The 11,663-nt window shown below is 45.0% G+C and carries 11 protein-coding genes; 6 read left to right on the top strand and 5 right to left on the bottom strand.

Annotation, left to right across the window (positions count from 1 at the left end; all coding sequences use genetic code 11):
- The first annotated feature begins 85 nt into the window (after nt 1-85).
- The 6 genes from NW199_RS08415 (at nt 86) to phnX (ending at nt 6,446) form a co-directional block, all read left to right on the top strand.
- A complete protein-coding gene (locus NW199_RS08415) occupies nt 86-469 on the top strand; it encodes a RidA family protein (protein ID WP_022472662.1) in 384 nt (127 codons plus the stop codon).
- Nucleotides 470-876: 407 nt separating this feature from the next.
- The gene (locus NW199_RS08410; protein ID WP_258334312.1) at nt 877-1,698 is read left to right on the top strand and encodes an ABC transporter ATP-binding protein; all 822 of its coding nucleotides are present in this window, start codon (nt 877-879) and stop codon (nt 1,696-1,698) included.
- A 15-nt stretch (nt 1,699-1,713) separates the two neighbouring features.
- Nucleotides 1,714-3,429, top strand: coding sequence for an ABC transporter permease subunit (locus NW199_RS08405; RefSeq protein WP_258334311.1), 1,716 nt, complete (start codon nt 1,714-1,716; stop codon nt 3,427-3,429).
- Nucleotides 3,430-3,447: 18 nt separating this feature from the next.
- The gene (locus NW199_RS08400; RefSeq protein ID WP_022472658.1) at nt 3,448-4,467 is read left to right on the top strand and encodes an extracellular solute-binding protein; all 1,020 of its coding nucleotides are present in this window, start codon (nt 3,448-3,450) and stop codon (nt 4,465-4,467) included.
- A 73-nt stretch (nt 4,468-4,540) separates the two neighbouring features.
- The gene (gene phnW / locus NW199_RS08395; protein ID WP_022472657.1) at nt 4,541-5,659 is read left to right on the top strand and encodes a 2-aminoethylphosphonate--pyruvate transaminase; all 1,119 of its coding nucleotides are present in this window, start codon (nt 4,541-4,543) and stop codon (nt 5,657-5,659) included.
- Entirely contained in the window at nt 5,652-6,446 is a 795-nt protein-coding gene (gene phnX, locus NW199_RS08390) for a phosphonoacetaldehyde hydrolase (protein WP_022472656.1), read from the top strand. The genes phnW and phnX overlap by 8 nt, the downstream gene beginning before the upstream one ends.
- 22 nt (nt 6,447-6,468) lie before the next feature.
- Here the strand turns inward: phnX and NW199_RS08385 are convergent, their stop codons facing one another.
- The 5 genes from NW199_RS08385 to NW199_RS08365 all read right to left on the bottom strand — a co-directional run bounded on the left by NW199_RS08385 (nt 6,469) and on the right by NW199_RS08365 (nt 10,946).
- Nucleotides 6,469-7,224, bottom strand: coding sequence for an EFR1 family ferrodoxin (locus tag NW199_RS08385; RefSeq protein WP_022472655.1), 756 nt, complete (start codon nt 7,222-7,224; stop codon nt 6,469-6,471).
- Nucleotides 7,225-7,296: 72 nt separating this feature from the next.
- Nucleotides 7,297-7,869 carry a flavodoxin gene (locus tag NW199_RS08380; RefSeq protein WP_258334310.1) on the bottom strand — a complete coding sequence of 191 codons (573 nt, stop codon included), beginning with the start codon at nt 7,867-7,869 and terminating at the stop codon, nt 7,297-7,299.
- A gap of 104 nt (nt 7,870-7,973) precedes the next feature.
- Nucleotides 7,974-8,405: a DUF805 domain-containing protein gene (locus NW199_RS08375; RefSeq protein WP_022472653.1), complete on the bottom strand. Its 432-nt coding sequence runs from the start codon at nt 8,403-8,405 to the stop codon at nt 7,974-7,976.
- A gap of 71 nt (nt 8,406-8,476) precedes the next feature.
- Nucleotides 8,477-10,162, bottom strand: a complete 1,686-nt coding sequence (locus tag NW199_RS08370; RefSeq protein ID WP_022472652.1) for a putative transporter — start codon at nt 10,160-10,162, stop codon at nt 8,477-8,479.
- Between the two features lie 334 nt (nt 10,163-10,496).
- Nucleotides 10,497-10,946 carry a GNAT family N-acetyltransferase gene (locus NW199_RS08365; RefSeq protein ID WP_258334309.1) on the bottom strand — a complete coding sequence of 150 codons (450 nt, stop codon included), beginning with the start codon at nt 10,944-10,946 and terminating at the stop codon, nt 10,497-10,499.
- Between the last annotated feature and the right edge of the window lie 717 nt (nt 10,947-11,663).

Here is an 11,663-nt window from a genome sequence, read left to right as displayed (position 1 = left end):
AATGGGGAAAATGCGATTAAAAGCAAAGTATTTGTTTTTAATCGTCTTAAACTTCTATTAACTTTAGTGACATTGGAGAAAAATAATGAAGTTGGTTTGTCCTCCGTTTAAAGGCGAAAATAAGGGCCACTACAGTGCCGGTGTTATTTCCAAAGGTATGCTCTATGTTTCGGGGCAACTGTCCATAGATCCGGATACTCGAGAAGTCTGCAAAGGTGACATCAAAGACCACACGCGACTCGCTTTAGATAATGTTGATCGAGTTTTAAAGGAAGCTGGCGTCAGGCGCGATCAAGTGGTATTTTGCCGCGTCTACACCCCTAGTGTCGAATATTGGGGACCCATCAACGAAGTCTATGCGGAATTTTTCGGTGATCACAAACCTGGCCGCGTCGTTGTTTCTACTACAGATCTTCATTTCGGTTGTTTAGTTGAAATTGAGGCAATCGCCGAAATGGATGAAGATTAACCTTTGCGACTCGTTTTCAAAGAGAGTGTGACAAAAGTCTCTTATTTAAGCAGGGGCGCAGTTAACACTCTCTTGGTTTATCCATTGAAATTCTTAAATAAAAAGCTGGCACTGAGAGCAGAGCCCATAATGCGCTGGGTGGTTGATCATTATTTGATTATTGGTTTTGGTAACCTACTCTTTTATTCAAAAATTTTCTTACCCAAAATTCAATTATTAAAAAATGACACCTAGATGACAGATACAGTTTCCTCAATGTTCCGCTATCTCATTGTTTCTTAAAATTTATTTCATTTCGAATAAGTTTTGTACTTATTTCTTTGTCACCGAATCTTCACCTAAACGTCGAAATTCTTTCATAAGCGCCTTCAATAATTTCACCCGTTATTGATAGGAGTTCCGTTTTCATGCTCGAATTGCGACATATCTCAAAACGTTTCGGTGACCGTGAGATTCTCTCTGATATTTCTTTGAGTATTAACCAAGGCGAAATTGTTTCAATTCTTGGACCTTCCGGGTGCGGGAAAACGACTTTGTTGAATTTGATCTTGGGCTTAACGGACTTAACGGAAGGCCAATTGATTTACGATGGAGAAGATCTCAGTCACGTTTCCATGAGAGATCGTGGCTTTAACATTGTTTTCCAGGATTTCGCGCTTTTCCCCAATTTAAACGCACGAGAAAACATTCTCTATGGTCTGAGAAACAATCCCAATGCCTCTACTCGTGAAGAAGTCAGTGATCTAATTGATTTACTTGGCTTGAGAAAACACCTTGATCAACGCATCGATGAACTGTCGGGTGGACAAAAGCAACGCGTGGCCATTGCTCGCACACTCGTTTTAAAACCCCGCCTTTTACTTTTGGATGAACCGCTTTCTGCACTTGATGGCATCATTAAAGAGTCCATTAAAGAAAGAATCCGCACGGTCGCGCGTCAATATAAGCTGACCACATTGATTGTGACTCACGACCCGGAAGAGGCTCTAACGTTATCCGATCGAGTTCTCATCATTAACGAAGGCAAAATCGCACAGTTTGCTGATCCGCAAACGATTATCAGCAATCCGGCCAATGACTTTATCCGACAATTTATTTTGTCGCAGCTCAACATTAAGCGAAGCAATATTCTGAAGCTTTTTAGCGAAAGTTTGCCCCAAACAACACCTGCATCATCCCGAATTGCCAAACCTCAACCCTTTCAAGCATTCGGTCAAGCCGTCGCTTAATGGAGAGGAATTTCTATGCTAGCGGCATTATTCGGTAAAGGACAAAAAGAACTAAAAGTTCTTTATATCCTCATCACGCTCACATTAGCGGCTATTTTGCTTTATCCGCTGGGCTGTGTTTTATTTCAATCCGTTCTAACCAAAGAGGGCGGCATTGGACTGGCCAATTACACCTCCCTGCTTTCACAAAGCAGTTTTTGGACGGCTTTAGCCAACAGCTTCACCGTTTCCGGTATTTCAGCAGCCATTGCGACTTTGATGGCCTTTTTCTGCGCATACGGTCTTCACTTTACAAGAATTCGCCCTGGCGTAAAAAAAGTTATTCAAATCATCGTCCTGCTGCCGCTTTTTTTGCCATCCATCACATACGGTTTTGCTGTCATCTACTCATTCGGCCGTTTAGGGCTAATCAGTCAATTGATCGCCCCTCCCCCTTTTTCCATCTATGGCTTCTGGGGACTACTGATTGCCGATGTTATTTATACGCTGCCGCCGGCTTTTCTGATTCTTTATAACGCCTTTTTTTACGTTGATCGTAACTTTATTACTGTCTCCAAATTGATGGGAGACGGTCCATGGCAAACTTTTTACATGACCGCCATCCGACCGGTTGTCGGCTCACTTCTATCTGCTTTTATCCTGAGTTTCTTCCTTTCGTTTACCGATTTCGGCATCCCGGTATCCATTGCAGGCGAATATGAAGTCATCGCCACGCAGCTTTATACAACCATGATGGGCGCCATTCCGAACTTTGGCGAAGGGGCTGTTATCGCCATGGCAATGCTTGTGCCCTCGGTTGCCTCCGTTGTTATGCTGCGTTGGGTTGATCGCTTTAATTTTCGATACAACAAAATTTCCAAAGCCGAAGTCTCGACGAACGCATTTAGAGATGCTCTGTACCTGCTTTACTACGTACTCATTTCACTTGCGCTGTTATCCGTTTTTGTCGTGATGTTTGTTGTGCCTTTCGTGAAACAATGGCCTTATCAGCCTTACTTCACGTTGGATGTCATCACTCGTATTGTCAGTGACAGCTCTATCTGGCAAGTCTATGAACACTCCATCGGCGTCGCTCTCGTCTCGGCTGCTGTCGGCACGATTTTTTGTTACGCCGCCGCTTTGGTTAAGGCTCGATCTCAACTGCCTTCGTGGTGTCAAACCACAATGGATTCCTTTGCCATGATCACCAATACTGTTCCAGGTATGGTGCTTGGTATCGGATTTCTCTTTGCCATGAGCGGTACACCTTTGGCCAATACATTCACCATTTTGGTGTTAGCCAACCTCGTGCACTTCTTTACCACACCATACATGATGGCTACCTCCGCACTTTCGAAAATGAATGCCGGCTGGGAAACAACTGGGGCTTTAATGGGCGACAGTTGGATAAAAACAGTCTCTCGCGTCATTGTCCCGAACTCTTTGCCGACACTGTTGCAAATGTTCCAGTACTTCTTCGTCAGTGCCATGGTCACCATCAGCGCTGTTGTGTTCCTCACGGGCGCGCGCACGATGCTTTTAACAACAAAAATTAAAGAACTTCAATACTTTGAAAAATTTGAAGAAATTTTTGTTTTATCCCTTTTAGTTTTCCTTACTAACGTAGCTGCGAAGCTCATTTTCGACGCGATGACCGGTTACGTGCAAACCCATCACGGTCAAGGATTATTGACCAGATTAAAAACCTTTTTCCAATCCGCTACGACTCGCAAAGCGAATCAGTCGATCTAACAATTAAGGAGTTAACGTATGAAACGCATCTCTGTTCTTTCCCTCTCGGTTTTAACCGCTGCTGTTTTGGGGTTGTCGGCCTGCAGCGACAACGGTGATGCCCCAAACAAGAAGACTGCCGCAGCATCAGAGCCCGCCAAACAAGTGGTGATCTACACCAACGCTGACGAAGAAGCGCAACAAGCGATGAAAAATGCGCTCGACAACAATGGCTTCAAGGGTGCCTATTTGATGCAATCCTTTGGCACCTCTGAGTTAGGCGGAAAGATCGCTGCTGAAGGAAAGAATATTGAAGCCGATTTGATCACGATCAGCACTTATTATTTGGACAGTTTCCAAAAGAAAAATCAGATGTTCCAAAATCTGACGTTTAAGACCGAACCGATTAATCCCACCCCCTCTTACTACGCCCCAATTTTAGGTAACACTGGCGCTCTCTTTGTCAATACCCAAGTGCTTAAGGAATCCGGACTGCCGGCTCCCAAGTCCATTGCCGACCTGGCTAAACCGGAATACGCAGGCCACATCTCCGTACCTGACATCATGGGTTCATCCACTTCCTGGCTGATGACCCAAGCGGTACTGTCTGCCGAGGGTGAAGAACAAGGTGCTAAGACAATCGCTGCCATCGAAAAGAACGCAGGTGCTCATTTGGAAAAATCGGGTTCTGCTCCTTTGAAGAAACTGCGCGCTGGTGAAGTGGCTGTTGGTTTCGGACTTCGCCATCAAGCCGTTGCTGATAAAGCTAAGGGATTGCCAATTGATTACATCGATCCCGTCGAAGGTAATTTCCAACTTCAAGAAGCCATCGCTGTTGTTGATAAGGGCGACAAGACCAATCCTAATGCTCAAAAGATGGCTGAAACCATCATCAAGCACGGTCGTACGGAACTTTTGAAGTACTACCCGGTTGCTTTGTACAAGGGCGAGACGGTTTCTGCTGAAAATAAACCGGCCAATCCCAAGATGTACAAGGAACCCTTAACGGTTGAATTGCTTGAAGCTCACCAAAAATTAGTTAAAGGTCAAAATAAATAATCCTTTTTCCAATATGGCGAAATGCGGGACGATTTTTTTCGTCCCGCAACCTCTTAGAAACACTGGAAAAATTATGACTATTCAAGATCCGAATACTTACAAATTACTCACCCCCGGTCCCCTCACCTCCTCATTGACAGTGCGCGAGGAAATGCTTGTTGACCGGTGCACATGGGATAAAGACTACAAAGAAATGACTCAGGAAGTGCGCCGCTCATTGCTTGAATTGGCCCACGCCAATCCCAATGAATACACAACTGTTTTGATGCAAGGCAGCGGCACATTTGGTGTTGAATCCGTGCTCTCATCCATCCCCGGAGCTGATGATTGTGTTTTGGTTCTTGTCAATGGCGCGTACACCGAACGCATGTGCCAAATCCTTACCTATCACCGTATCCATTTCAAACGGTTGGATTTTGCTTGGGACAGTATTCCTGATGCTAAGAAGGTGGAAGAATTTTTAGCCGCCAATCCCGATGTCACCATCGTCGCCATGGTGCATAGTGAAACAACCACCGGTATTCTCAATGACATCGCTGCCGTGGGTTCCGTTGTAAAAGCGGCCGGCAAAACCTTCGTTGTGGATGCCATGAGTTCTTTTGGCGGTGTGGATATCAACGTGCCTGAAATCGGCATCGACTTCCTTATTTCTTCGGCCAATAAATGCATTCAAGGCGTCCCCGGTTTTTCGTTTATCATCGCTAATATTAAAAAGCTTCAAGCCAGCAAAGGCAATGCCCGCTCTTTGTCTTTGGATCTTTACGATCAATGGCGCGTTATGGAAAAAGACGGTGGAAAATGGCGTTTCACCTCTCCGACTCACGTCGTTGCCGCATTTCATCGCGCAATCGCAGAGTTAAAAGCCGAAGGCGGCATTGCCGCTCGTCACACTCGCTATGCTCAATGCAACAAGATGCTTCGTGACGGAATGAAAGAACTTGGATTTGATGCCTACATTGACGCCGCTCATCAAGGGCCGATCATCACAACATTCTTTTATCCTGAAAATGCCAATTTCACATTTGCCGGTATGTATGACTATTTGAAGAACCATGGTTACGTCATCTATCCGGGCAAACTTACCGAGCGTGACACCTTCCGTTTGGGCAATATCGGTGAAATTTACGAAGAAGACGTTAAACGTGTTCTAGCAATTTTCAAAGCTTATTTAGACGAGGTTAGCCATGCCTAACATTCAAGCCGTGATTTTTGACTGGGCCGGTACAACCGTTGATTTCGGCTCAACAAGTCCTGTCAGCGCCTTCATGGAGGCTTTTCGTCGTGCGGGCATTGAAGTCACCGATGAAGAAACTCGTGCCCCGATGGGTCTTTTAAAGCGTGACCACATTCGCACGATGCTGCGCATGCCGCGCATTGAAAAAGCCTGGGAAGAACGCTACAAGCGTATTCCCAATTCCGATGATGTTGAAGCCCTCTACGCTGACTTTGAACCGGCGTTGATGGCTGTGCTACCTCAGCATTGTGACATTAAGCCCTATGTCTTGGACGCGGTTGCCGCTTTGCGTCAAAAGGGCATCAAGATTGGTTCGACCACCGGTTTTACCGCTTCCATGATGGAAGTCGTCGCTCGTGAAGCATCGAAGGCTGGCTACAACCCTGACATGCTTGTAACCGCAGATGACACCGGCGGTTTTGGCCGCCCTTGGCCTTACATGGTATTTGAAAATATGAAGCGCCTCGGGCTTCAAGACGTTCGTCGCATTGTTAAAGTCGGTGATACTGTATCTGACATGCGCGAAGGTAAAAATGCCGGGTTAATTGCCGTTGGCGTCACGGAAGGCAGTTCTATCATTGGCTTAGACAAAGCCTCCTGGGATAAATTGCCCTCTCTGGAACAATTTGCCCTTCGTAAAAAAGCTCGTGAAATGTTCTTTGCCAACGGTGCTGATTTTGTTATTGACACCATGGAAGAACTGCCCAAATTAATTGAAGCCATTGAAAATGGCGAGAAAGCCTAAAAAGCTTAAATTCTGAGCTTTGTTAGAAGAAAAACTCGTTCTCACGCGTTAATTTCGCAACAGGAGCGAGTTTTTTTTCAATGGCCTGTTGTGCGGCAGGCGGTAAACTTCTTGCTCCTTGCGGGCACATTGCTACACACCTCATACACAAAATACATTTAGATGGATCAGTTTTCTTGGGATCAGTAATCCAAATAGCCATTGTCGGACATCGCTGAATACACATGCCACATCGAACACACTTACCACTGACTACGGGAGTAACCGGCATTTTGCTCCAAGCTCGATAGGGGCGGTTGCCCGGCACTTCAACCGGAACAGCGTGCATATCATCGTATTTTTGTAGCGCGAAACGAGCAAACACCGAAAGATTTTGGAAATCAATTTCTGTCGGTCGATTGGCTGCCACAGTAGGCACCATCGAATGCTGCGTTACAACGGCGGCACTGGCAATTGGAATGCCGCCTCTGACTAGAATCGTGTCATTTAATTCCAATAAGGCATCTTCATATGCTCTATTGCCATAAGTTACAAGCGTAATCACGCGAGTTGACTCAAATGTTACTTTCCGAAGCCGCTCAACCACAAGCCCCGGTATCCGACCTCCATAAACGGGACAAGCAATAATTACCCGCTCATCTTTTCCGAAGGTGCACTCCTTTAAGAACGGATCGGACAAATCTACCGTCCTATCTACTCCTCCCATCTGCTCAGCAACGTGACGGATAACCTTTAACGTGTGACCAGCCGCACTAAAAAATACAATCGAAAAACGCATGGGGCACCTCATTTTTTCTTTTCATCATAGCGCAAAAAAACGCATCTACAAGTTGCCCCCAACACATAAATATCACGGATTTGCCTCTTTTAGCCAACGAAGGATCTGTTCATCTAAATCACTATCTCCATTTCCGTAAACCGTCAAACTTTGCGTTACTGTCGATTTCGGACACATTTGAACAAAATCATCCCTCGTTTGCATAAGACCACCACCCCCATGGGTATTAAAAGGCATGATGACTTTCCCGGAAAGATCGGTTTGACTTAGCCATGAAGCGACGGGACGAGCGATGTGATGCCACCATGTCGGCGTACCTATGATGAGAACATCGAAATTATTCAAATCAATGGATGGAGCATGAATTGGCGGCAAATAACCTTTTTGCATTTCCTCTCGCACTTGATTTGTTGTCGGGCGATAGGCGTTTGGATAAGGCGTTTGAGGAACAATTTCAAACACTGGAGCCGCTGTCAAAGCAGAAATACGAGATGCCACAGTTCGGGTGTTCCCGCTATGGCTATAGTAAACAATAGCGGTTCGTTTCATCAGAAATTGAGCGGCTTCTTTGGCTAGGCTTGAATGCGTTCCAACGAGTGTTGTGAGTCCAACAACAGCTTTCAAGAATTCTCTTTTTGACAACATGTCTATAACCTCCCACTATTCTGCTTCTAATTTACTGGGAGAAGTAACGTTTTATTGACTCAAAAATGCCGAATTATTGTTTATTTAAAGCAAGTTGCAGAAAACTAAACGCGAAAGCGATTATTTTCTTTCTTAGAAGGCAAAAGCATTACAAAAATACCAAACACAACTAAGGCATTGACAATCCAGGTCTGCACCTCAAGACCTGTCATTAAGGGAGGAAGGAAATAACAGAGACTCCACCATCCGCTCACACCGATATCATGCAACCGTCTGACCGTCAGGGCCAGGCCTGGAACAAAGGAGTAAAGAGCAAAAACAAAAACTAAGGAAGTGGTTAAATAAATCGGCCAGGTTATAACTTCATCGGCTGTCACAACAAGCAAATTACAGACCACACCCAAAGCAATAAAAGTGCAATAAGCAATGATCTGAAATAGGATCAGCCCAAGCCATTCCTTTCGATCTGAACAGCTTTTGAAATCAGCATACCGCCCACGTCCATACGCTTGAGTGAGCCAATGAACAATTGACAATCTGTGTTCCTTTTTTCAGCTTATCCAGGGTAAGATAACTCAAACGTCCTTTGTTTATCAGTCCTTTTTCTTTAAACCAAAGAAACGTACGACCACATCGCGACCAAAATAATTTGACCGGTAACCACACGCAAGAACATCGCCAGAGGATAGACCGTGGAATAGGCCACGGCCGTTGCACTTTTTTCAGAAAGCGAAGCTGCATAGGCCAAAATCGGCGAATTCGTACAAGCACCAATCAACAACCCCAAAATGGTGTGATAGTTCATTTTGAGGAAAAGACGAGAAATAACTCCTACCAAAATTTGCGGCACAAACGTAATAATAAAGCCGATGCCTACGTACAAAAGACCGTTACCGGCAACGAGGCTATCGACAAAGGTGCCGCCAGCCGTCAAGCCGACGCTCGCTAAAAAGAGCGAAATACCAATCTCTCTGACGGCCAAATTAGCCGCATTGGTGGTGTACGTTGCCAAGTGAAGTGTTGCTCCGAAGCGCCCCAACAAAATAGAGATAACCAAAGGGCCGCCGGCCAAACCCAATTTAATCGGCGTGGGCATCCCGGGAACCATCAAGGGAATAGAGCCGACCAAAACCCCTAAGGTAATACCCAGAAAAATAGCGGCCAAATTGGGCTGCTCCAACACCTTGGGACGATTACCCACAATACCGGCTAACCGCTTAATGGCATTAATCGGACCGACGCACTGCAAGATATCACCAACTTGCAAATGCATTTTGTCGTATGGGAATAATTCCATACCGGCTCGCCAAACGCGTGTAATGTGCACGCCATCGGTATTACTCAACTCCAAGTCACCAACAGTTCGTCCATTCATTTCATTGCGCGTAACAATGACACGCTGCCGCTCAATCGGAGAGTGCTCTGTTGCCAAATCAATGCGATTGTCTTCCTGACCAAAAGCCGCCACAATATCCATCTTCTGTTCGGGAGTGGCCACTACACGAATCGTATCTCCGTAATGCAATACCGTATCGGCAAATGGGCTGGTTATCTCACCTTTGTGCAAAAGACGAGAACAAATAAAGGGCCGAGGAATACGGCGGCGACATTCTCGAATGGTTAGTCCATCGAGCATGTGGTTAGTGATGTATATGTGGAAAACCACAGGAGCTTGATTAATTTCTTTTTCTTCATCTTCCCATTGGCGATCTTCTTGTTCCAAATCCACCCGGAACATCACACGTAAAAGAATAGCGATACCAATAATCGTCACCAAACCCAACGGATAGGCGCAGGCATAAGCAATAGCGATATCTTCACCATGGTATCCCATATCTGCCAAAGCTTCTTTTGTAGCGCCCAACCCTGGTGTACAAGTAATGGCCCCGTAGTGCACACCCAAAATTTGCGCCAGTGAAACATGGTCGCTGAATATGAAGTACAAAATAACCGTTAAGGCAATACCCGTGAGAACTGTAAAAAGCATCAGCCCATTTAAAACTAAGCCGACACTTTTAAAGGATGAAAAAAATGACGGTCCCACCTGAAGACCGACAAAGAAAATAAAAACAATCAGACCGAAGTCTCTGGTAAATCCCAAAACATCCGGATTAATTTTGACACCGAAGTGTGCGAACAAAAGACCTACGAACAAAACACCAATGACGCCCAGAGAAATTCCCTTGACTTTTATTCGCCCGACCGCCAGCCCAATAGTGATAATAGCCGCATAAATCAGCGCAATATGGGCAATTGAATTTGTATCGGTGAGGAGCGAATGGAACCATTCCATAGTGTTCGTTGCCTTTATCAAAAGACCGTATGAACGGAGAAATAAGCAGAATTACTTACAGGCGTAAGTGTATGCGTTCAAAACAAATTTCTCGATTAATGAATTCCCTTATATGGCAAGCGGATTAGTCAAAAAAACTGCAATCTTTTATCCATTCACTTTAATGTCTTGTTCTTCCGCTCTAGGTACGATTTTCATTAGGAAATGGCTTTGCGGATGTTCTCGGAGTATCTGTCGAAGCAACTTGCGCAAAGAACTTTCTCTCACTGAGTCAAGGAGGCCTAATTGGATCAGCCTTGATCACTCATTTTTGCAAAGCCTCCACACTCAGACTTTATGGTTTTCTCATAAACAAAATGGGGAAAGTTTCCCCGTGTTCATCTATCGCCGATCGATCGTAAACTTCAAATCCCATGTGCTCATAAAATCCTATTGCCTGCTGATTTTGCTCGTTAACCACCACATCGGTAATTGGATAAAGGGACATGGTCTCTTGTATCAATTTCTTGCCAAGACCGTGTCCGCGATACTGAGTAGCAATAAAAAGCATTTCAATCTTTTGACCGGAAATTCCAAGAAAACCGTGTATTGAACCCGTATTTTCTCGCGCGACAAATAAATGTGGAACCGCCTTTATGGCATGGGGAACATAGAGTTTGATTGTTTCAATATCTGCATGTGTTAAGAAAGAATGAGTAGCCCGCACAGAATCTTCCCAAATATCCACTAATTCACTCACCAGTGCATCTGTTCTTTGGTTGTTTTTTAATTCGCAAATGATCATTCTTCAATTAAAAAAAATTCCGCATCAGTCTTAACTGTGCGGAAAGTTGCTTGGTGCCCGTTGACCGAGGAATTTATCAATAAAAATCACATAGTTATCGCAATTTTAGGCCAAATTATGTCGATTGCTGTGGTTTGGCTTGATGTTGCAATTTGAAACAAGATTGCTGCTAATTAATCATTCTGCCCGCTGTTCGAATTGCTTTTTTGAATCCATGGACTCGAACAGTGACCAATCACATTGAAGAACTTCCTGTCAATTGCAAAGCTTCAAACAAGCTCAAACTTTGCCATCTTCATTTACCTACTGCAATAAGAGGCTTGGGCAACTTCCCCTGCACTACCCAATTAGAAAGCGTCTTCAGGTTTCGAACCCACAGATTTTACAGGCTTGGTATTTATCCAGATGATAGAAGTTTTTATACCAATCCTCTGGAACGTGTGCCTGATGTTTTTTTTCTAAGATGTGCACCACACGGTACCCATAATTGATTTAATTACAGATACCGTACTATTAACGTGAATTGACATCCTCCTCGCCGTGAACGGCGAGGATTCCCTACTGTGTCAGTGGCTTGCGCCACTGATCACTTCGATGGGTTCCTGCTGCTGACCCGCGCAATGGATTGTCTCCATCCGCTGATTCACTTGAGCTCGGCCTACTTCGCCGAGCTCCCCACAGGCTGACATGCGTTGCCCGCGCACCTTTATATTTCTC

The sequence above is a fragment of the Parasutterella secunda genome (assembly GCF_024733725.1).
GTDB classification, from domain to species: Bacteria; Pseudomonadota; Gammaproteobacteria; order Burkholderiales; family Burkholderiaceae_F; genus Aphodousia; species Aphodousia faecalis.
The sequence above is the reverse complement of the archived record's forward strand: the minus strand, read 5'-3'. Positions and strand labels throughout refer to the sequence as shown.